This window comes from Candidatus Methylomirabilis sp. (assembly GCF_028716865.1).
Classification (GTDB): domain Bacteria; phylum Methylomirabilota; class Methylomirabilia; order Methylomirabilales; family Methylomirabilaceae; genus Methylomirabilis.
Window position 1 is genome coordinate 1 of record NZ_JAQUOY010000035.1, and the last position, 20084, is coordinate 20084.

Sequence of the window (20084 nt, forward strand, 5' to 3'; positions counted from 1 at the left end):
TCACCCACGCCCGTAGAATTAAGGAAAATTTTCTCCTCTATCGCATCCTGCCTCAGGTGATCGCCTTCACCTACTACCACATCTGCTGGCTTATCTACGTCATCAAGCCGTCGTGGAGTTATCTGGTGAACGCCCAATTTGAAGACCATGCCGAGCACGAATACATGGAATTCGTGGCGGAAAATCCTCAGTTCGAATCGGAGCCTTTCAAGAGCCTCTTTGAGGAGGACTATGTCTCCTCCGAGAGCGTGGCGGACGTATTTCGTCAGATCGCGCATGACGAGCGGATGCACAAGGAAGAGAGCCTGGAAGCGATCGCAACGGCCCGATTTCAGTGAACGGTAAGCAGAGGCTTGGGAGGGTGGCCCTTCGGTAACCCTGAAGAAGTTCAGCCACCATTTTAGGTGCAGACTCACATCCCCGAAATCTACACTTCCTACCGGAGCTATACGACAGCACACTTTACGAGATCGTACCGCAGGAAAGCGCACCTTGACGCTGACGGGGGCCTGTGATAGAAGAGGTGCGTTGTGGAAGACACCTGCCAATATCCCAGCATCAGGCCAAGAAGGAGGTCGCCCATGAAAAGGAGCTTGAGCCTCTTACCCGCCGTAATCCTTTCCACATCCTTCGCTCTCGCCGGGTGCCAGACGGCCTCGGTCGGTCCAGATGAAAAGCTCACCGTTGGCCAGGTTCAGAAGGAGATCCGGGTCGGTATGAGCGGCGCAGAGGTCGCGCAGGTGCTGGGCTCGCCCAATGTGGTCACGACCGACGAATTGCGGCGCGAGGTCTGGATCTACGACAAGATTGCCACCACAAGCGCCAATTCCGGATATGTCGGAGGACTGCTGACCCTCGTGTTCGTGATCCCGTACGGATACTCGAGCTCAACAACTCAGCAGACGCTGACAGTCATCGTCAAGTTCGACGAACAAAAAAAGGTTCGTGACTTCGCCTACCACGCATCTCGCTTCTAGCGGGAAGCCACGGACATGGCGCTCAGAGCCAAGGCGCTATCGATAGTCCTCGCCGGCCTCTTGGCTGGATGCGCCTCCATTCCTCAGGACATACTCCAGCTTTCGCCGGAGAGCCTTGAGGAAAATCAGCTCCAAACCAGGCGATTTGAGACTGAGGATGAGGCGAAGCTGCTGTCCGCCTCCGCCGCCCTCCTCCAGGACCTTGGGTTTACCATAAATAAAAGCGTAACCAGCCTGGGCGTGATCACGGCCTCGAAAGACCGAAGCGCCGTCGAAGCGGGCCAGGTGGTCCTGGCCGTCCTGCTCAGCATCCTGGCTCGGCAGAGTGTGCCTTACGATGAAAAGCAGAATATGCGGGTATCGGTGGTAACTCGGCCATTGGGGGACGGCAAGAGCACGGCCGTTCGGGTGACCTTTCAACGCATCGTCTGGAATACCCATAAGCAGATTAGCAAGCGAGAGCAACTGAGCGACCCCGAGATCTACCAAGAATTTTTCTCCAAACTCTCTAAAGCTGTCTTTCTGGAGGCGCATCAACTATGAGAAAGTTGACGTGCTCTAAAGGGTTGCTGGGTCTTCTGTTCATCCTCATCCTGGGGACGGGGTGTGCCACCACTCAGTCGAGGCTTCTGGATAGCGATGAAAGCCAGGTGAGGCTGCGAAGTATCCAGAGCCGCGCCTTCGACACGACGGACAAGGCCCAGACCCTCCGCACCGCCATCTCCCTCCTTCAGGACCTCGGCTTCATCATAGACCAGGCCGATCTGGCGCTTGGGACGGTGACCGGAACTAAGCTTGCCGGATACCAAGTGAGGATGACGGTGAGTGTCCGGCCTCGCGGCGAGACCCAGCTCATTGTCCGGGCCAATGCCCAATACAATCTCGAGCCCGTCACGGACCCCGAGCCCTACCGGACGTTCTTTACTGCCCTGGAAAAAGCGATGTTCCTGACGGGCCATCAGGTGGATTAACGAGGCGGGCACTGGGAGCGCGAGGCGACCGTGACGGAGAGAAGGAGGGGATGATGCGCAGCGGAGAGTTCAGGGTGATACCGTGGCGGGGGCTTTTGGCTGCCGGGGCCGTGGTCCTCGTCCTCAGCGTAGGGCTCGCCCGCGGGGCGGGCGCGGCCACCATAACTGAATACCCCACGACTGGCGCCCCGACCGGCATCACGGCCGGCCCGGATGGCGCCCTCTGGTTCACCGAGTGGATTAATGGCATTGGGCGGATCACGACGGCCGGGGCCATCACCGAGTTCCCCGTCCCCCACTACTCATACGACAGCCTGCGCAGTATCACGGCCGGCCCGGATGGCGCACTTTGGTTCACCCGGTGGGATACTGGGATCGGGCGGATCACGACGGCGGGAATCGCCACCGAGTTCGCCCTCCCGACGGGTAGCTCCCCGCATGGCATCACGGCCGGCCCCGACGGAGCGCTCTGGTTCACCGAGGCGGGAGCCAACAAGATCGGGCGGATCACGACGGCGGGGGCCATCACCGAGTTCCCGCTCCCCACGTCGAGCAGTAACCCGAATGGCATCACGGCCGGCCCTGACGGCGCTCTCTGGTTCACGGAGTCTGCTGCTAGTGCTAGGCGGATCGGGCGGATCACGACGGACGGGACCATCACCGAGTTCACTATCCCCTCATTCCACTACCCGACTGGCATCACGGCCGGCCCGGACGGTGCCCTTTGGTTTAATTACATGTACGGTGGTATCGGGCGGATCACGACGGCGGGGGTCGTCACCGAATTCTTAATTCCCAACGCGAGTAGCTGGGGGTACAGTGCCGCTGACATCACCGCAGGTCCCGACGGCGCCATTTGGTTCATCGCGGAGACGAGCACCGTGAGCAGCAAGATCGGGCGGATCACGACGGCCGGGGTCATTACCGAGTTCGCCGTCCCCGGCGACTTCCCGATGGGTATCACCGCCGGCCCCGACGGGGCGCTCTGGTTCACCGAGCACAACAGCTTCAAGATCGGGCGGATCACCACTGATACCGCCCCCACCCTCGCCGCCGCGGTGTCGCTCAATGGGTCTGCGTTCCACACGGGCCAGCAGATCACCTATCAGGCCACGCTGACCCCAGGGTCGACCCCGACGCAGGTGGACATCTATCTTGGGGTCCTGCTGCCCGACGGGATGACGTTCCTCTCGTTCGTTCCCGGGCCAGGCGGTACGATCACCTTTGCCTTCGGCGCGGTCCCGGTGCCCTTCGCGGCGAACGTGACGCTGACCTCGACTGTTGTCCCATTCTCCTATACGTTCACCGGCACGGAACCGGTGGGGACGTACTACACGTACGCCGGGCTAGCTGTAGCGGGCAGCGATCCCTTACAGGCCGCGAACCAACTCAGCCTCGGGGTCCAGGCGTTCCAGTTTACGCCGTGAAGGAGCGGATGGGCTGACTCGCATCCGTCAACTGGCTAGCGGCCTTCGCCGCATAGAGCTTTTTGAATTGGCGTCACGGTGTAGGGACCGAACTTCAGGCCCTACCTCATGTGTAGTTTACCCCCCGTAGTCCACACATCCTTCGCTACACCGTTCGCTCAGCACACCCTCTCACCCATAGAGGAGGTCCATTTAGCGAAGCAGCGCCTGCACACGTGGGCAGCTCAGCCAGGAGAGATAAGTCGGCATCAACGGGAAGGAGCAGGATGGCTAAGACGGGTAGTGTCCTAATTTGAGAATAAGAAAGGCTAGTATTGGCATTATCCTTGCTATATATTCCTTTATAGGAAGATCATTAGATGAAAGCTCTCAAAATCTCTGAAAAAGCTTGACAAGGGATAGTTGGGAATGATAAGCGTACACATCCGTTATTGACTCTCCTGTAGAGGTCCGCTACACGACACATGTGATGATAAAATCAGCCGCCTTTTTGGAGCCTTGTTAATGGAGATAAGTGGACGCAAATCATCGCGGCCAAGAGACTATCTTCCTAGTCTTTTTTGGACCGTTATGGTTGCCCTTGGGGGCCTTGGAGTTGTAGGGCTCTATTTCTCAGCCACATGGCACTCCAGATCTCAGGCGCAGTTGAGGGATGATGCTATCACAGATGTTTCGTCTGCATTTCGAAATCTTTCATACGAACAGGCCGAGAAAATAAAAAACGTATTAACCAAATGGGGGGAGCGAGTATCCAGAGAGGAATTTGGCCCCATCTTACTTCGAGATGGAGCGATAGCCTTGCTTATTGCCGTCTTCATAACCGTAACGATAGAGCTCTATGCGGCAAGAAGGCTGAGGATGCAGGTCGCACAAGATGTCTTGTCGGGAGTTTTCAATAAGATTATACCAGAGGAAATTTTTGAGGAAGTCAAGTCTCAGGTTATCCAAGCCACTGCTCTTAGGCGAGACTGGAAAATAAAGATTAGTCTCTCCAAGGATGTTGCCCTTAATAAACCGGGTTATGACTTGTATGTAAGCACAACAATTCTGAGCTTCGGCATAGAAAATCTACTGAGTCAACCTCAGCGATACCCTTTATCATCTGGGCTCTCACTAGACATTACTGGCACCGACTCAGAAGGAAAACAACTTCCGAGATATGAAAAGGTGACAGTTGGATCGGACAATTTTGTAGGGGAGAAGTTAGCAAGTCATCTGAGCCAAGAAGGCGTACGCCTTTCCATGCCTATTGATTTGCCAAGCAGGATAGACGGAATGGTAGAAAGTATGATTGTCATAAAGGAAATAATTAGAGTGCCTGATGCCTTCAATTGGGTAACGCCTATGGTGGCAGATGGTGCAACAATCGATATCGACACGACAGCTACGCCAGACTTAAGCTTCACAATAGAAGCCTACCATCCGAATAAGAAGAAGCTCAAAGAAACTATTGCGGGTCAGAGATGGGTCTTTTCTGAGGGCATGCTGCCATGGCAGGGGTTTGAAGTGGAAGTCAAGAAAAAAGCTTAAATCCCCATTGCGTATAGTGGGGTTCTGTATTACTCTAACAATGGAGGTGGTGATATGCAGACAATGGGTGGTGGCTGGGTAGTCTTTTCCAAAATATAAAGTGCGACTTAGGAGCTGATTTGAATGCAGGGCCAAACCGAAGCTTGGCCCTGCATTTCATTACTATCACCACTCAGAAAATACTTCTTGCCCCTCTCTATTTAGCCAGCAACTCACATAAGCTCCATACTCGGTCCACCACCCCCGCCGCCATCGCAGGCATCACTCTCAAGCTCCCATGAATCCGCACGAAATTATAGTGGGCAAAGTGAAGAGCGAGAGCGTCCTTGAGATTCCGCAGCGACTTTGAGAACGCATTGGTCAGTCGCGTAAACCGCCGCATCTGCATCCGCATCGTGAGGTTCTGGCGCTCCACGTAGGACGTAGACACAAAGCGAGGATCAGGATTCCCATTGATCGTCGTGGATACCGTCTCCGTGACTCGTGGGGGAGAGTACCGGCCAGGGCCGGGGTTCTCCGCTCCGTAGCACTTCACCAATTGCGCATAGTCAACATCGTCACCGAACGTCTCTTCAACGGCAGTCAGGTAGGCTCGAAAGCCATCCGTCGTCATCTGAACCCGGCCATTCCCATTGAGCCGACTCCGTAGCTCTTGCATGAATCGATGAGCGTTCTCGGCGTCCCGCTTCCCCACGGTGAAGGTCGGGACCAATTTGCTCTCCGCGTCTATCGCCACAAAGACGTATTGATCCCCAAGCTCCGGGTTGCTCTGCTCTGCATCTGTGAGCCGTTGCTCCTTCTTTCTGCAAAACGTCCAGATTTCATCGACCTGGAGCAGGTGAGAGTGAAAGCCGACCATGTGCTGATCCAGAAGCCGTGAGCAGCGTTCGCCGACACGGTTCAAGAGCCGCAGGATCGTATCCCGATGCACACCCGTCATGCGCTCGATGCTCCGAATGCTGACGCCTTCCACAAGGGCTGAGACAATCGCCAGTTCCTTTTCCTTCTTGAGTCGGTTCATTTTTGGCCTTGCCTTTCTCTGGCGAAGGCCCTATTCTGAGAATGGCTGGTCAAGCATCTCAGTGGCCTTCGCGGGTTGTTGGGGTGTCAGCCGCCCCTGAATCGCTCCAACGGTTCAGGGGTTTTCTTTCTACCAATAATATACTTACCGCTAAGTATAATGTCAAGGATTATTTTGCCCTTGTGCTTTTACCTTCACCGCACTATACTTAGCGGCATGAAGTCAAGTGAGGCATCCAAGATTGCCCGCCTGCTCGGTTCTCTGGGCGGCAAAGCGAGAGCGAAAAAGCTCACGGCGGAACAACGGCAGGACATCGCCCGAAAGGCCGTTCAAGCGAGATGGGCCAAGAAGAAAGGAAAGGGGGCCTCGCCGTGACGCTCAGCCCCCTCGCCTTTGCGTAAAGCACTGGACTGTGGTGGTGGACGTGCTAGAATACAGATGAAGCCACGGGCCGCGTGAGCGGTTTTCACTGAAGCTCCCCCTATGCTTTGGTGCCCCAGGCGGGATTCCAACCCACTTTAATCCGCTTAGCAGGCGGATGCTCTCTGCGCTTGAGCTACTGGGGCGTGGTTACATGGCCGGACAGTTGACCGCTGTCCGGCCATTCCTTTTTATGGATAGCATAAGACTAAGGTGTCCGTCAAGCTAAAAGTGAGAGGTATTTAATTTTTGTCTCAGTTAGGACAGCCGATTTGTCTTGACAGGGGTTGGATATTGTAGTAACTTCCCTCATGTCGTGGTAATTAAATTGGTGAGAAAAGGAGTACAACAATGGCTATCGTGAAGAAGGATACGCAGGATTCTGAAGCGAGTAAGCCCAAACGGAACATACATCGCAGCCCCAATTATCCCGCCTTCAGCCTGGAAGATGCAATCGCAAAGGCTAGGGTACTTTGGGAGAAGGATCACAAGGCAGGATCACCGCCCGACGTGACACTTAGACACTTGGGATTCGAACCCAAGCATGGACAGTCATTTAGTGGACCCGCTGCCAGGACCTTAGCGACCCTTAAAACATTTGGATTGACAGAAGAGAGAGATGGGCGTATATATTTAAGTCAGATTGGGCTTGACATCGTAATTTACTCGCAAACAGATGAGCGTTGCATGAGGGCCATCGCGGATGCGGCACTAAAACCCAATGTTTACAGTAGGATATATGACAGATATAAAGCTGGATTACCTTCCGACGACACCGTTAAGGCTGAGCTAGTTAGAGTTGATGGGTTTAATCCCAAACAAGTAGATGGCTTTCTTGACGACTTCAAGAGGACTCTGGAGTTTGCCGGTCTGCACTTTGATTGGGAAGAACTTGAAGAGGGAGAAATGTTAGAACAGAGCCGCGTGGATCAGGGGGCGAAATCCGTAGTTTCCAAATCTGCTGCGCCGTCTAGCCCCAGCTCCCAAATAAAGGTAGCGGTCCTTGCGAATTCATTTCCCATTCTGCTCAAGAAGCAGAACCAAGCAATGATCGGGTTCGCTAGGCTCCCCCTGGATAAGGCCGATCTCCAACTACTCAAACAGTGGATTGACTTAATGGCTGAAAATCTCACCGAAGAATCGAGCGAGGAAGCTCCCTAGTAACGGAACCTTAGTTCAACAATGGGTTCTCTATCCCGACGTTCGCTCTTTACCGACATTCGGTGTAGCAGCTACACCATCCGACCTCATGATTCCCCGATGAACCGGCTTCCAGTCAGTGAACTTCTATATAAAATCTCTGGCCCTCAAATTAGGACACTACCGCTAAGACGAATTGGGATCGCTACTTTCAGTCCCAGATGCAGGACGCAGAACTCAGGACATTGGTTGAGACGGAGCGGGCCGCGCTTGCGATCGGGCACCGGCTCGCCGCGCTCCGGCGTAAGTGCAAGCTGAGCCAAACACAGGTCGCAACGGCCCTGAAGATGAGCCCGGCGACGATCTCGCGGCTTGAACACAACGCTCGCAATGTTACTATCGAAACCCTGTTGAAGGTAGCCAGAGCCCTCGGGGGAGCCCTCGACATCAGGGTGAAGATGGCGCAGTAGGATCCTTCCGCAGTATCCGCGCGGCTGCCCTCGAACTCTTTTTGCCCACCTCTCTTCCCAAATCAGGAATCGGCAATGGAAAACACTTTAGGGGACGAGGACCTCGACGGCCTCCGAGGGGACGCTTTCGTTGCGTCTAAGAGAAGCATCAACAGCCGTCACCGTGTAGGTGTACCGACCGCCTGATTGAACTGATCGATCGGTCAGGATGGGCGACTTCAGCGGGGCTTCTGTCAGTCGTTGTGGGGTAAGGTACACAGCGTCGCGTCGATAGACAAGATACCCCAGCAGATCCGGTTCCCGGTTGAGTTCCCAGCTCAGTGAGACTACCGCGCCAGGCCCAGCAACCGCTCGTACACCTTGTGGAGGGGCCGGGGGTGTGAGATCGACCGGCGCGACGCTCACCTCGCTGGACGGCAACCCCTCCTGCCAGGGCGGTTCCTGACTCTCCACCGCCGTTACGCGGTAGTAATACGTCTGGTCATTGACCAGATTCGCATCCTGGAACTGCGTGCCCCGGACCGGCTCCCGATTAATCGGGGATGGATCGTATCGACCTGGGCTGGCGCCTCGGTAGATGTTATACCTGAGGACCACGGCTAGCGGACTTCCATCGACTCGCCGCGTCGGCGCAACCCAGGAGAGGCGGACCGCTCGTTCGCCGGCCTCTGCTTGCAGGCTGGAGGGGGCCTCGACCTCGACGGTGACAAGGGCGGTCGCCTCCGCTGACGGAGGGCCGACGATCCCCCGCCGGCTCACGGCCTCGATGGAATAGGCGTACTTCCCTCCTACGACCACATGGCTATCCGTAAAGGCATACCGATTGCCGGACACGACGGCGTTCTCCGGCTTCTCGACCTTCACGATGGCAATGGCCGAGAGGGGAGAGGGCTGGGGGGCTATTTGTTGCCTGGAGATTCGGAATTCGGCCAGGTATTGCAACGCGGTGCCATCGATATTAGTCGTCGGCCTGGCCCACGCGAGAACCACTGCATGGCTCCGTACAAGCGTCGTCAGATCGGTCGGTGGCGATGGCTCCGCCAGGATCGGAACTACAGGCCGGCCACTCCGGCCGCACCCGGAGAGCACAAGAAGGCCAAGCGACGCTGCAACAACGATCTGTCGAATCCGCATCTTATCGACTCCGAAGTTTGACCTTGGCGACTTTGATCGCCTTCTTCACCGCGCTCGTCGCAGTCCCGCCGATGGCCGTTCGCCGTTCGATGCAGGCCTCGAGCGCAATGTAGTCAAAGACATCCTGCTCGAACAGGCGTGAGGCGGCCTGCAGTTCCTTGAGCGAAAGCTCCTCGATCCGACACCGCCTGGCAAGCGCGCGTCGGACGAGAAGACCTACGACCTCATGGGCTTGCCGGAATGGCATCCCCTTGCACACCAGGTAGTCGGCCAGATCGGTAGCATTTAAAAATCCGTTCTCTGCCGCCTGCCGCATCCGATCCGCACAGAACGTGAGTCTGCTCACCAGCGACGCCATGACCGAAAGAGTGGCCTTGACGCTCTCCACGCTGTCGAAGAGGGGTTCCTTATCCTCCTGCAGATCGCGGTTATAGCTGAGCGGCAGTCCCTTGACGATGGTCAGCAGCGCCACCAGGGCGCCATACACACGGCCGGTTTTCCCTCGCGCCAGCTCCGCCACGTCCGGGTTCTTCTTCTGAGGCATCATGCTGGAGCCGGTCGCGAAGGCATCAGGCAACTCGATGAATCCGAACTCTGCCGACGCCCATAGGGCAATCTCTTCTGCCAGACGGGACAGGTGCGCCATCAGGAGCGCGAAGGCAAACTGCGGCTCGATGACGAAATCGCGGTCCGAGACCGCATCCAGTGAGTTGGCCGACAGTGCCCGAAACCGAAGCTCCCTGGCGACGAAGCGGCGATCGATCGGCAGGCCGACCCCAGCCAGGGCGCCCGAGCCGAGCGGGAGCACCTCTACCCGGCAAAGCGCGTCGTGAAGCCTGGCGCGATCCCGCTCCAGCATCTCGACATAGGCCATCAGGTGGTGCGCCAGGAGGATCGGCTGAGCCCGCTGCATATGGGTGTAGCCTGGCATGATCAGGTCAAGATGGGCTTCGGCCTGCGCAATCAGGGCCCGTTCAAGTCCCAGAATCAGGCGGCGAACCTCTCCGATCTCCTCCCTGAGATAGAGACGCAGATCGAGGGCAACCTGGTCATTCCGACTCCGGCCGGTGTGGAGCTTCGCGCCGGCCTCTCCCACCTTCTCGGTCAGCCGGGCCTCGATCGCCATGTGGATGTCTTCCAACGAGGGGTCGAAACGAAACTCTCCGCGCTCAATCTCGCCCCCAATCTCTTCAAGCCCCGCCACAATCTTGTCCGCCTCGGCCTTGGTCAGCAGGCTGCATTTCGCCAGCATCCGCGCATGCGCGACAGACCCCTGAATATCGTACTTGTAGAGGCGACGGTCAAACTGGATGGAGGCGGTATACGCTTCCACTCCCGGATCGGTCGCCTGCTGAAACCGCCCACTCCAGGGCTTGGGGCTTCTCCGTTTCACCGTCATCGGCCTGAGCGCTTCCTTCCAGTATGCCTCAGCGCGCGGATCCTGAGGCGAAGCGCGTTCAGGCGGATAAACCCCTCGGCATCAGACTGCCGGTACACCTGGTCCGCCTCAAATGTCGCGAAGGCCGGATCGTACAGCGAGACGGCCGACTTGCGCCCCACGACCTCACAGTTGCCTTTGTAAAGCTTGACTCGCGCCGTGCCGGTTACCCCCTGCTGCGACGCCTCGATCGTCCGCATCAGCAGATCCATCTCCGGGGAGAACCAGTAGCCGTAGTAGACCAACTCCGAGAAGCGGGGGATGAGGGAGTCGCGGAGGTGCATCACCTCGCGATCCATCGTGAGCGATTCCACAGCACGGTGGGCGGCCTGCAGGATAGTGCCCCCGGGCGTCTCGTACACCCCTCGCGACTTCATCCCGACGTAGCGGTTTTCGATCAGATCGACTCGGCCGATCCCGTGTTCGCCGCCGATCTTGTTCAAGCGCTGAAGCAGCCTGGCGGGCGAGAGGCGCTTGCCGTCCAGCGCAACAGGCTGACCGTCCTGGAACTCCACCTCGACATAGGTCGCGCAATCCGGCGCCTTCTCCGGCGAGACGCTCAAGACGAACATCTCTTCCGGCGGCTCCTGCCAAGGATCTTCCAACACCCCCCCCTCGAAACTGATGTGAAACAGGTTCCGGTCGGTACTATACGGCCGCGCCTTCGTAATCGGCACCGGAATGTTATGTCTCCTTGCGTAAGCGATAAGATCAGACCGCGACTTGAGACGCCACTCGCGCCATGGCGCGATCACTCGGATGTGCGGGTCGATGGCATAGCAGGCGAGCTCGAAGCGGACCTGATCGTTCCCTTTGCCGGTCGCGCCATGCGCCACCGCGTCCGCGCCCTCCTTACGCGCCACCGCCATCTGATGCTTCGCAATCAGCGGCCTCGCCATCGAGGTGCCGAGCAGATAGCGCCCCTCATAGACGGCATTCGCCTTCACACAGGGAAAGACGAAGTCCCTGACAAACTCTTCCCTCAGGTCTTTGATATAGACCTTGCTGGCGCCCGTCTTGAGCGCTTTCTCGCGAACCGGGTCCAGTTCCTCTCCCTGCCCCAGATCGGCGCAGAACGCAATCACCTCTGCCTGGTATGTCTCGATGAGCCAGCGCAGGATCACCGACGTGTCAAGGCCGCCGGAGTAGGCTAGGACGATCTTCTTCACTCGCTTAGACTGGATTTGTGATTTCATAGGAGTCTGTCCTGCAAACCCCCGTTCACCCTTCGACAACGCTCAGGGCGAACGGTATGGGCATTGAAAAGGTGGTTTCCCGTTCGTGCTGAGCCTGTCGAAGCATGAGTCCTTCGACTGGCTCAGGATAGGCTCATAGAAACTATCATCTCCATCACGATTCTCGATGTCCCAATAGCGTAACCAGGATTGCCTTCTGCACGTGCAGTCGGTTCTCGGCCTCGTCATACACAATGGAATGGGGACCATCGAGGACCTCGTCCGTAATCTCTTCGCCGCGGTGGGCCGGCAGGCAGTGCATGACCAGCACGTCGGGTTTCGCCAATCTCAGCAGCGCGGCATCGACCTGAAACCCCTGGAAGTCTTGCCGCCGCTTCGCCGCTTCCGACTCCTGACCCATGCTGGTCCAGACATCGGTATACAGGACATCGGCTCCCGCCGCCGCCGCCTTCGCATCGTCCAACAGCTCGATCCGCCCACCGGAGGCCTCGGCCTCCCGGCAGGCAAACGCCACGACGTCGGCGTCCGGCTCGTACCCTTTCGGACAGGCCACGTTCAGATCAATTGCTGTCTTCGCCGCGCCGTACAGCCATGAATGACAGACGTTATTGCCGTCACCGATGTAGGCAACCTTCACGCCGCGAAGCGGGCCGCACTTTTCCCGAAGGGTGAAGAGATCCGCAAGGATCTGGCACGGGTGGGTCAGGTCGCTCAGCCCATTGATGACCGGGATAGCCGCATGTCGGGCCAGTTCCTCGATGGTCTGGTGGGTAAATGTCCGGGCCACAATCCCATCCACCCATCGCTCGAGATTCCTGGCCACATCCTTGACGGTTTCCCGTTTCCCCACCTGAATGTCAGTCGGGGCCAGATAGATGGCGCGGCCGCCCAACTGGGCCATGCCGACCTCAAAGGTGACCCGGGTCCTGAGCGACGGCTTCTCGAATATCATGCCCAGCGTCTTGCCAGTGAGCAGTGGGTGGGCGATCCCCTTGTGTTGCTGCGCCTTCAGGTCGGCAGCAAGGCAAAACAGGCCATCCATCTCAGAGGCCGTCAGGTCCCTGATCGACAGAAGGTCTTTTTTCATAGTTGATTCTTGACCCTGAATTTCAATTGCCGATTGCGGATTGTACATCTGATAAATTTGCAATCTAACATCTCAAATCTCCTTCAAAACCTGATCCAGAATCATGACTGCCTCATCCACCTCGGCCTCGCCGATGATCAGCGGCGGGACGAAGCGGAGGACCTGGTCGCCCGCAGTCAAGATCAGCAGGCCGCGCTTCAGGCATCGATCGACGATCGGTTTGGCCGGTACAGTGAGTTCCAGGGCGAGCATCAGCCCAAGACCTCTCACCTCTTTCACAAAGGGATATCGCGTGGCCAACTCTCGAAGACGGTCCAGGAAATACGCGCCGATCTTGCCCGCCCGCTCCGGCAACTGTGCGTCGAGGATCTCGGTCAGCACCGCGTGGGCAACAGTCGTGATGAAGGGGTTGCCGCCGAATGTTGACGCATGGCTGCCCGGAACGAAGGCGTCTGCCACACCATCCTTCGCCAGCATGGCGCCGATCGGCAATCCCCCCCCCAGCCCCTTGGCAAGCGTCATGATGTCTGGCTCAATCCCGGAGTGCTCATAGGCGAAGAGCCGTCCGGTCCGTCCCATCCCCGTCTGAACCTCATCCAGGATCAAGAGGACGTCTCGTTCCGTACAGAGTCGCCGGAGTCCCGGCAGATAGTCATCGTTCGGCACCCGCACGCCACTTTCGCCCTGGATCGGCTCAACCAGCACGGCGCAGGTCCTCGAATCGATCGCCCGCTCCGCCGCCGGCAGATCATTGAAGGGGATATGCTTGAAGCCCGGCAAGAGCGGCTCGAAGCCCTGGCTGTACTTCGGTTGACCGGTGGCGGTCACCGTCGCCATCGTCCGGCCGTGGAATGAGTCGCGCATGCAGACGATCTCGTACCGGTCGGAACTCCACCGCGCCTTGGCGTAGCGGCGGGCCAGCTTGATTGCCGCCTCATTCGCCTCTGCCCCGCTATTGCAGAAGAAGACCTTGCCGCCAAACGAGTGTTCGCACAGCGCCCCGGCCAACCGAATCTGCGGCTCGATAACGTAGAGGTTCGAGACGTGCAACAGCAGCTCCGCCTGCGCCCTGATGGCCTCCATCATCTTGGGGTGACAGTGACCCAGGACATCCACGGCAATACCGGCTGCAAAGTCGAGGTACGTCTTACCCTCAGCGTCCCAGACCCGCACGCCGCTGCCCTTCACCAGTACGACCGGGAAGCGGGCATAGGTGTTGGCCAGGTAGCGAACCGACTGCGCCATCAATTCATCAGTTACCGTTCCGGTGTGCGTCATGCCTTGCTACCTAACACCTCAAACCCCGCACCGTCACCCGACGATCTCCGTACCGACCCCCTCTGACGTGAAAAACTCCAGCAGAAGAGCATGGGGGATGGTGCCGTTCACGATGTGCGTCTTCTCGACCCCGTTATTCAGCGCGGCGAGACAGGCCCGGACCTTCGGCAGCATCCCTCCCGAGATGACGCCATCAACAACAAGCTGCTCCACCCTTTGCCTGTTCAGCGTGGGAATAAGGGAGTCATCCTTGTCCAGAATACCGTCGGTGTCGGTGAGGAAAATAAGCTTTTCTGCTCGCAGGGCCGACGCGATCGCTCCGGCGGCCAGATCGGCATTGATGTTGTATGTTACGCCCGCCTCATCGACACCGGTCGGCGCTACCACTGGCGTGAATCCGTCGCGCTCCAGGGCAAGCAGAACCCGTTCGTCAACAGCAATAATCTCGCCGACGAACCCCAGATCAACCTCCGGTTCAACTGAACCCGCTGGAGGTTCAGCGGTCGCCACTGGGCCGGCCTTCTTTGCCCGGATCAACCCGCCGTCCTTACCTGAAAGGCCGACGGCCGACCCACCACTGCTGTTGATAAGCGCTACCAGCTCCTGGTTGATCTGGCCCACCATCACCATTTCAACGATCTTCATCGTCTCCCGGTCGGTGACCCGAAATCCGGAGATAAAGGTCGGCTTCAGGCCTGCTTGCTCCATCGCCCTTGTGATCTCCGGACCGCCGCCGTGGACGACAACCGGTTGCATTCCGACATACCGCATGAGAATGACGTCCAGCGCTACTGACCGCTTGAGCGCCTCATCCGTCATCGCCGCGCCGCCGTATTTGATCACGACGGTCTTCCCGGCAAATGTCTTGATGTACGGCAGCGCCTCGATCAGGACATTTGCCTTGTCGATTCCGCGCTGGACCTCTAATGTCTTCCGCTGCCCCACCATCTACTCCGTTGCTTACAACGTTCCGCCTGATCGCTGACCTACAGGATATAGCGACTCAGGTCCTCGTTCTTTACGATCTCCTGAAGCCGTTCTCGGACGTAGGCCGCGTTAATATTGACCCGTGCGCCCTGCATTGTAGGCGCCTCAAACGAGATCTCCTCCAACAGCCGCTCCAGGATGGTATAGAGTCGGCGGGCGCCGATATTCTCGGTCGCCTGATTGACGGCGCTGGCGATGGCGGCGATCTCCCGCACGGCATCCTCCGAAAAGTCCAGCCTCACCTCCTCTGTCTCCAACAGGGCGACATACTGCTTGATCAGGGCATTCCGCGGTTCTGTGAGGATCCGGACGAAGTCGTCCTGCGTGAGGCTGGCCAGCTCCACGCGTAACGGGAAGCGTCCCTGCAACTCCGGGATCAGGTCGGACGGTTTGGTGACATGAAACGCCCCGGCCGCAATGAACAGGACGTGATCGGTTCGCACCAAGCCGTACTTGGTGGTGACTGTGCATCCCTCGACAATCGGTAAAAGGTCGCGCTGCACCCCCTGGCGCGAGACATCCGGCCCCTGCGATGACCCGCGGCCGGCGATCTTGTCGATCTCGTCCAGGAAGATGATCCCGGACTCCTCGACGCGGCGGACTGCCTCCGACCTCACCGCATCCATATCGATGAGTTTGTCGGCCTCTTCCTGGGCGAGGATCCGCTGAGCGTCCAGGATCTTGGCCTTGCGTCGTTTGGTCCGCTGGGGCATGAGGTTCCCCAACATCTCCTTGACATTGATGTCCATCTCCTCGAGGCCGGAACTGCTGAGGATCTCTACCATCGGCATGGTTCCTCGATCCTTGACCTCCAGTTCCACGGTACGGTCGTCCAGCTTCCCTTCGTGGAGCCGCTTCCTAAGCTTCTCGCGGGTCTCGGCAGCGGAGGTGATGGTGCCCATGTCAGGGGTTTGCTCGACGCCCGACGTCGCCGCCATCCGACCAACGGGAAGGAGCAGATCCAGAAGCCGTTCCTCTGCCAACTCCCGCGCCCGCTCCTGTACTGACTTGGTCTTTTCCTCCTTCACCATATCCACCGCCAGCGCAGTCAGGTCGCGCACCATCGATTCAACGTCGCGTCCGACGTAGCCTACCTCCGTGTACTTGCTGGCCTCCACCTTGATGAACGGGGCGTCCACCAGCTTGGCCAGGCGACGGGCGATCTCGGTCTTGCCCACGCCGGTCGGACCGATCATGATGATGTTCTTCGGCGCAACCTCATCGCGCAGCTCCGCAGGCAGCCTCTGCCGCCGCCACCGATTGCGAAGCGCAATGGCCACGGCCCGCTTGGCATCCTTTTGACCGATGATGTATCTATCAAGCTCGGCCACAGTCTGTCGCGGTGTTAGCTGTTCCATCGGTCTCTTATCTCACCTCGCACGTTCTCACAATTCTTCTATCGTGATCGTATCGTTAGTGTAGACGCAGAGTGAAGCGGCAATCTTCATCGCCTCCTCTGCGATCCTTCTTGCGTCAAGCTCAGAAAAGCCTACAAGGGCTCGAGCTGCAGCAGCCGCGTATGCCCCCCCGGAGCCGATACCGATCACTCCGTCGTCGGGCTCGATGACATCCCCCGTCCCCGAGATGACCAGCGAATGCTCCTTATCGACCACCACCAACAGCGCCTCTAATCGGCGCATCGCCCGGTCGGTCCGCCAATCCTTCGCCAACTCAACCGCAGCGCGCGGCAGGTTGCCGCCATGCTCCTCCAGCTTCGCCTCAAACTTGGTGAAGAGGGCGAACGCATCGGCAGCAGCGCCGGCAAAGCCGGTGACCACCCGATCGTTCCACATCCGACGGACCTTGCGCGCGGTGTGCTTCATCACCGTCTCGCCGAAGGAAACCTGTCCGTCCCCGGCCACCACCACTTTCCCCTTGTGCCGCACTGCCAGGATCGTCGTGCTCCGAACTCTACTCGATCCCATACCCTCTACCCTATGCCTTTCTTCTCAGGCTCTCGGATGCGCTTTATCGTAGACCTCCATCAGGTGATCCAGATTCAGGTGGGTGTACCGCTGAGTGGTTGAAAGACGTGAATGGCCCAGCAGCTCCTGAATCGCCCGGAGGTCGGCCCCGGCTTGAAGCAGATGCGTGGCATAGCTATGGCGCAGCCCGTGGGGTGTAATCTTCGGCCCCACACCGCTCCGATTCAGGTATTTCAATACGATTCGAGCGGCGCCTCGTTGGCTCAAGCGGCCGCCCAGGCGGTTGAGAAACAACGCCATGGGCTCGGGGGCTCCTCGCTTGGATCCCTGGATCAGATCGCTCCGCCGACCGAGATAGCGCCTCAGGGCGGCGATGGCCTTCGACCCCACCGGGACGATCCGCTCCTTACCCCCCTTGCCTTTCACCCGAACAAGACCCTCCCGAATGTCCAAGTCCCGCACATCCAACCCCGTCAGTTCGCTCAATCGGATACCCGAGGCATAAAAGAGCTCAAGGATCGCCAGATCGCGAGCACCCGGGGCATCCTCCTCGCTGGGCGACACCAGGAGGCGATCAACCTCATCCACAGAAAGATGCGCGGGAAGCCGCTTTGGCAGTTTCGGGGTCGGCACAAGCTTCGCCGGATTGGCCTGAAGTACCCCCTCCCGGCACAGGTACCGGAAGAACGATCGCAGGGTCGCCAGCTTCCGCGCGATGCTGCTCCGCGCGATCCCCTTTCTGTGTAGATCCGCCACGAAGGCCCTGATCGCCAGTGAGTCGATTTCAGCCAGCTCGACGGTCCGGTGCACGGTACCCCCTGGCTCGATCAAGCCTGTAGTGAGCCCGGTCGAACCACTCACGGCAGGTTCCGACTGCGGCAACCCGCTGGTCCTGAGAAACGTCCGGAACTGTTGCAAGTCGATCGTATAGTTCTTGAGCGTGTGAGGGGAAGCCGCTCGCTCCGCCTGAAGATACAACAGGTACGCCTCGATCTGTTCCAGCATCCGCTAAACCCTCTCCTGTTCCTGTCCGGTACGATACGAGGAATGAGCGGAAAGATCAAGGCAAAATCGGTCTTCACAGGTCTGAAGAGTGCCGGCTGCTTGCAAATCAATCCATCTGTACAGATGAACCGTTCTTTGTAACGCACCGTCGCCGTTACATGGCTCTATATACCAGATGGCCCAAGAGAAGTCGATCTTCCTTCTACCCTTACTGAAAGCGGGCCGATCTGATCATCGCGCACGCGAAGGTCCAAGACTTTCGACACGTGAAACAAGCACACGGTCTCCAAGCCGAACCCACTACCTGCTTTATCCCCCGCAGCAGCGTTTGGACTTCAGGCCGCTGCCGCAGGGACAGGGCGCGTTGCGGCCCACGGAGGCCCATAAGGCCTGGTGCTCCGGGCGACCCCACACAAGGGCGATCGCCCCGAAGTAGAGCAGCAGCGCGAAGAAGCCCCTGCCCATTAACTGCAAGAAGGCATAGAGCCACTTAAACAGGATCAGCTTCGCCATCGAGTAGTCGGTGGAAACCACGATACCGGCCGCGGTCTTCTGCGGCCATAGCTTAGTGTACTCGATGTTGACCAGCAACGAGAGGAACTGGGTGAGGATGAGCAGGGCGAGAGTGCAGGTGAGGACCTTGCCTCGTCTCGTGAGCGACCAACCTGGCGTCGCAAGCACGAGCGCGATAAGGAGTGCTAGTGGGTAGTCGCCGGAGGTCTCACGCAGGGGGATGCGACTGACGGTGACCTGCCGCTCGACGGTCCGCCTCATGATGGGGCGCTCTGCGACGATCCTGGTCCCCTCCACAAGGTAGCGAGTGCCGGGGGAGGATTCGATCGAGGGGATCAGGGGGGAGGAAAAAGCAGCGAGCAGGTGGGCGTACGGGGGCGCAAGCACCATCCACAGCAGGGCCAGGATGAGGAAGACGCCCCATGCACGTAGGATAAAGCCCCGCCAGGAGGCCTTAAGCGAGTCTGTGAATCCGGCTAAGCCAGATAAGCCAGCAGGCGGCGACAAGGGCGAGGAAGAGGGCCTGGAAAAAATAGAGATGGGCAATCTGAAACCCTCCGGGAAAATAGCGACCAATGCCGATCAGGGCAAGGACGCGAATGAGATTGGCGAGATAGAGCAGGATGGAGCCCATCGCGAATCCCAGGGTACGCTTTAACCAAGTCGCAGGGTAGGCAAAGATCGCTGAGGCGTACAGGCCGATCTCATAGATGGCGTTACAGTTGTTCTTGATCTCGACGGCAAAGCCGGGGATACCGACCGAGGCGCCTGAGACCCAGCTCTGAGCGCCCAGGGTCTTGAGGAGGGTATAGGAAAGCTGGGCGATGAAACGGGTAAACGGCACGACGAGCCGATCATCCAGGGCAAACAGGAAAAGGAAGCAAAGCAGGGTGTAGAGGCCAAAGCGCAGACAGAAATACAGGCTCGCCAGGCGCTGGGTGGCCTTATGCCGTATCGCGCTCATGGATAGCTATCAGCCTTTAGCTCACCGCTGATCGCTGCCTGTTCCGTCTGATGGCCAGCAGGCCGCCACCTACCAAGAGGCCGGCCATGGCCGATCTGGGCCCACTCGGAGAGGGTGGAGATAGCGGTGAAGGAGACGCCGAGGGCGAAGCCAGAGGGGTTCCCCAGTCTGGTGCTCCCGCCAGTGATGATTTCCGCAGCTTCCTCTTGCAAAGCATTCAGCGATTGATGCGGGTCCTTAAAGAACGGACCCCTTCCAGTGCAAGGAGAAGAGCGAGGAGGATCATGACCCATTCGCTGAGTGTAGGAATATCGGACGGCACACCTACCGTTGTTGGGTCCGAGGCCGTATTGTTGCCGGTGTTCGTTTCGCCACCCCCGCTTACTGCGGCGGTGTTGGTCAGACTGGCTGCCGCATTGGTGGCCACATCCACCGTCAGCGTAATGACAGGATAGCTGCTCCCGGCACCCAGGACATCGGCGCGCGTGCAGGTCAGCGTGCTCAAGACACACGACCAGCCCGTTCCCCCTCCCCCCGTGGCGGTCAGCCCGGCGGGCAGCGTATCGACAACGGTCACCGTCCCACTCGTCGGGGCTGACCC

General features: G+C 58.5%; 20 protein-coding genes, 1 tRNA gene and 1 pseudogene. 8 read left to right on the forward strand and 14 right to left on the reverse strand.

What is annotated here, in order from left to right:
• From PHV01_RS11550 to PHV01_RS11575, 6 genes and pseudogenes are all read left to right on the forward strand, one after another.
• A pseudogene (locus tag PHV01_RS11550) lies at window positions 1–338 on the forward strand (hypothetical protein); the annotation flags it as partial.
• A gap of 243 nt (window positions 339–581) precedes the next feature.
• On the forward strand, window positions 582–977 hold the full coding sequence (gene bamE / locus PHV01_RS11555; protein ID WP_337291315.1) for an outer membrane protein assembly factor BamE: 396 nt from the start codon (window positions 582–584) through the stop codon (window positions 975–977).
• A gap of 15 nt (window positions 978–992) precedes the next feature.
• Window positions 993–1520, forward strand: a complete 528-nt coding sequence (locus tag PHV01_RS11560) for a hypothetical protein (protein ID WP_337291316.1) — start codon at window positions 993–995, stop codon at window positions 1518–1520.
• Window positions 1517–1948 (forward strand): hypothetical protein, encoded by a 432-nt coding sequence (locus PHV01_RS11565; protein ID WP_337291317.1) that lies wholly within the window; start codon window positions 1517–1519, stop codon window positions 1946–1948. Before PHV01_RS11560 ends, PHV01_RS11565 begins: the two co-directional genes overlap by 4 nt.
• 50 nt (window positions 1949–1998) lie before the next feature.
• Window positions 1999–3375 (forward strand): hypothetical protein, encoded by a 1377-nt coding sequence (locus tag PHV01_RS11570; protein WP_337291318.1) that lies wholly within the window; start codon window positions 1999–2001, stop codon window positions 3373–3375.
• 570 nt (window positions 3376–3945) lie between these two features.
• Window positions 3946–4905: a hypothetical protein gene (locus PHV01_RS11575; RefSeq protein ID WP_337291319.1), complete on the forward strand. Its 960-nt coding sequence runs from the start codon at window positions 3946–3948 to the stop codon at window positions 4903–4905.
• Window positions 4906–5101: 196 nt separating this feature from the next.
• Here the strand turns inward: PHV01_RS11575 and PHV01_RS11580 are convergent, their stop codons facing one another.
• Together PHV01_RS11580 and PHV01_RS11585 are read right to left on the reverse strand one after the other, a co-directional pair.
• Window positions 5102–5926 carry a DDE-type integrase/transposase/recombinase gene (locus PHV01_RS11580; RefSeq protein WP_337291320.1) on the reverse strand — a complete coding sequence of 275 codons (825 nt, stop codon included), beginning with the start codon at window positions 5924–5926 and terminating at the stop codon, window positions 5102–5104.
• A 489-nt stretch (window positions 5927–6415) separates the two neighbouring features.
• A tRNA-Ser gene (locus tag PHV01_RS11585) sits at window positions 6416–6492 on the reverse strand.
• Window positions 6493–6697: 205 nt separating this feature from the next.
• Here PHV01_RS11585 and PHV01_RS11590 point away from each other — a divergent pair.
• Window positions 6698–7507, forward strand: a complete 810-nt coding sequence (locus PHV01_RS11590) for a hypothetical protein (protein WP_337291321.1) — start codon at window positions 6698–6700, stop codon at window positions 7505–7507.
• A gap of 200 nt (window positions 7508–7707) precedes the next feature.
• A complete protein-coding gene (locus PHV01_RS11595) occupies window positions 7708–7956 on the forward strand; it encodes a helix-turn-helix transcriptional regulator (RefSeq protein ID WP_337291322.1) in 249 nt (82 codons plus the stop codon).
• Window positions 7957–8043: 87 nt separating this feature from the next.
• Here the strand turns inward: PHV01_RS11595 and PHV01_RS11600 are convergent, their stop codons facing one another.
• From PHV01_RS11600 to PHV01_RS11655, 12 genes are all read right to left on the reverse strand, one after another.
• The gene (locus tag PHV01_RS11600; RefSeq protein ID WP_337291323.1) at window positions 8044–9090 is read right to left on the reverse strand and encodes a fibronectin type III domain-containing protein; all 1047 of its coding nucleotides are present in this window, start codon (window positions 9088–9090) and stop codon (window positions 8044–8046) included.
• Between the two features lies 1 nt (window position 9091).
• Window positions 9092–10489, reverse strand: a complete 1398-nt coding sequence (argH, locus tag PHV01_RS11605) for an argininosuccinate lyase (protein WP_337291324.1) — start codon at window positions 10487–10489, stop codon at window positions 9092–9094.
• Complete coding sequence (locus PHV01_RS11610; protein WP_337291334.1) at window positions 10486–11712, reverse strand: argininosuccinate synthase; 1227 nt, start codon at window positions 11710–11712, stop codon at window positions 10486–10488. Before PHV01_RS11610 ends, argH begins: the two co-directional genes overlap by 4 nt.
• A 166-nt stretch (window positions 11713–11878) precedes the next feature.
• Window positions 11879–12811, reverse strand: a complete 933-nt coding sequence (gene argF / locus PHV01_RS11615) for an ornithine carbamoyltransferase (protein WP_337291325.1) — start codon at window positions 12809–12811, stop codon at window positions 11879–11881.
• A gap of 72 nt (window positions 12812–12883) precedes the next feature.
• The gene (locus PHV01_RS11620; RefSeq protein WP_337291326.1) at window positions 12884–14089 is read right to left on the reverse strand and encodes an acetylornithine transaminase; all 1206 of its coding nucleotides are present in this window, start codon (window positions 14087–14089) and stop codon (window positions 12884–12886) included.
• Window positions 14090–14122: 33 nt separating this feature from the next.
• Complete coding sequence (gene argB / locus PHV01_RS11625) at window positions 14123–15037, reverse strand: acetylglutamate kinase (protein WP_337291327.1); 915 nt, start codon at window positions 15035–15037, stop codon at window positions 14123–14125.
• 38 nt (window positions 15038–15075) lie between these two features.
• Window positions 15076–16434: an ATP-dependent protease ATPase subunit HslU gene (gene hslU, locus PHV01_RS11630; RefSeq protein WP_337291328.1), complete on the reverse strand. Its 1359-nt coding sequence runs from the start codon at window positions 16432–16434 to the stop codon at window positions 15076–15078.
• 27 nt (window positions 16435–16461) lie between these two features.
• Window positions 16462–17001 (reverse strand): ATP-dependent protease subunit HslV, encoded by a 540-nt coding sequence (gene hslV / locus PHV01_RS11635; protein WP_337291329.1) that lies wholly within the window; start codon window positions 16999–17001, stop codon window positions 16462–16464.
• A 24-nt stretch (window positions 17002–17025) separates the two neighbouring features.
• Window positions 17026–18006 (reverse strand): tyrosine recombinase XerC, encoded by a 981-nt coding sequence (xerC, locus tag PHV01_RS11640; protein WP_337291330.1) that lies wholly within the window; start codon window positions 18004–18006, stop codon window positions 17026–17028.
• A 309-nt stretch (window positions 18007–18315) separates the two neighbouring features.
• Complete coding sequence (locus PHV01_RS11645; RefSeq protein ID WP_337291331.1) at window positions 18316–18909, reverse strand: SEC-C domain-containing protein; 594 nt, start codon at window positions 18907–18909, stop codon at window positions 18316–18318.
• Between the two features lie 64 nt (window positions 18910–18973).
• Entirely contained in the window at window positions 18974–19483 is a 510-nt protein-coding gene (locus PHV01_RS11650) for an archaeosortase/exosortase family protein (RefSeq protein WP_337291332.1), read from the reverse strand.
• Between the two features lie 217 nt (window positions 19484–19700).
• Window positions 19701–20084: IPTL-CTERM sorting domain-containing protein (locus PHV01_RS11655; RefSeq protein ID WP_337291333.1), on the reverse strand; the 384-nt coding region annotated here is incomplete at its 5' end.

What these genes read in the sequence shown, in the direction of transcription:
- bamE (WP_337291315.1), top strand. Translation starts at nt 582, where the DNA reads ATGAAAAGGAGCTTGAGCCTCTTACCCGCCGTAATCCTTTCCACATCC.
- PHV01_RS11560 (WP_337291316.1), top strand. Translation starts at nt 993, where the DNA reads ATGGCGCTCAGAGCCAAGGCGCTATCGATAGTCCTCGCCGGCCTCTTG.
- PHV01_RS11565 (WP_337291317.1), top strand. Translation starts at nt 1,517, where the DNA reads ATGAGAAAGTTGACGTGCTCTAAAGGGTTGCTGGGTCTTCTGTTCATC.
- PHV01_RS11570 (WP_337291318.1), top strand. Translation starts at nt 1,999, where the DNA reads ATGATGCGCAGCGGAGAGTTCAGGGTGATACCGTGGCGGGGGCTTTTG.
- PHV01_RS11575 (WP_337291319.1), top strand. Translation starts at nt 3,946, where the DNA reads ATGGTTGCCCTTGGGGGCCTTGGAGTTGTAGGGCTCTATTTCTCAGCC.
- PHV01_RS11580 (WP_337291320.1), bottom strand. Translation starts at nt 5,926, where the DNA reads ATGAACCGACTCAAGAAGGAAAAGGAACTGGCGATTGTCTCAGCCCTT.
- PHV01_RS11590 (WP_337291321.1), top strand. Translation starts at nt 6,698, where the DNA reads ATGGCTATCGTGAAGAAGGATACGCAGGATTCTGAAGCGAGTAAGCCC.
- PHV01_RS11595 (WP_337291322.1), top strand. Translation starts at nt 7,708, where the DNA reads ATGCAGGACGCAGAACTCAGGACATTGGTTGAGACGGAGCGGGCCGCG.
- PHV01_RS11600 (WP_337291323.1), bottom strand. Translation starts at nt 9,090, where the DNA reads ATGCGGATTCGACAGATCGTTGTTGCAGCGTCGCTTGGCCTTCTTGTG.
- argH (WP_337291324.1), bottom strand. Translation starts at nt 10,489, where the DNA reads ATGACGGTGAAACGGAGAAGCCCCAAGCCCTGGAGTGGGCGGTTTCAG.
- argF (WP_337291325.1), bottom strand. Translation starts at nt 12,811, where the DNA reads ATGAAAAAAGACCTTCTGTCGATCAGGGACCTGACGGCCTCTGAGATG.
- PHV01_RS11620 (WP_337291326.1), bottom strand. Translation starts at nt 14,089, where the DNA reads ATGACGCACACCGGAACGGTAACTGATGAATTGATGGCGCAGTCGGTT.
- argB (WP_337291327.1), bottom strand. Translation starts at nt 15,037, where the DNA reads ATGGTGGGGCAGCGGAAGACATTAGAGGTCCAGCGCGGAATCGACAAG.
- hslU (WP_337291328.1), bottom strand. Translation starts at nt 16,434, where the DNA reads ATGGAACAGCTAACACCGCGACAGACTGTGGCCGAGCTTGATAGATAC.
- hslV (WP_337291329.1), bottom strand. Translation starts at nt 17,001, where the DNA reads ATGGGATCGAGTAGAGTTCGGAGCACGACGATCCTGGCAGTGCGGCAC.
- xerC (WP_337291330.1), bottom strand. Translation starts at nt 18,006, where the DNA reads ATGCTGGAACAGATCGAGGCGTACCTGTTGTATCTTCAGGCGGAGCGA.
- PHV01_RS11645 (WP_337291331.1), bottom strand. Translation starts at nt 18,909, where the DNA reads ATGGTGCTTGCGCCCCCGTACGCCCACCTGCTCGCTGCTTTTTCCTCC.
- PHV01_RS11650 (WP_337291332.1), bottom strand. Translation starts at nt 19,483, where the DNA reads ATGAGCGCGATACGGCATAAGGCCACCCAGCGCCTGGCGAGCCTGTAT.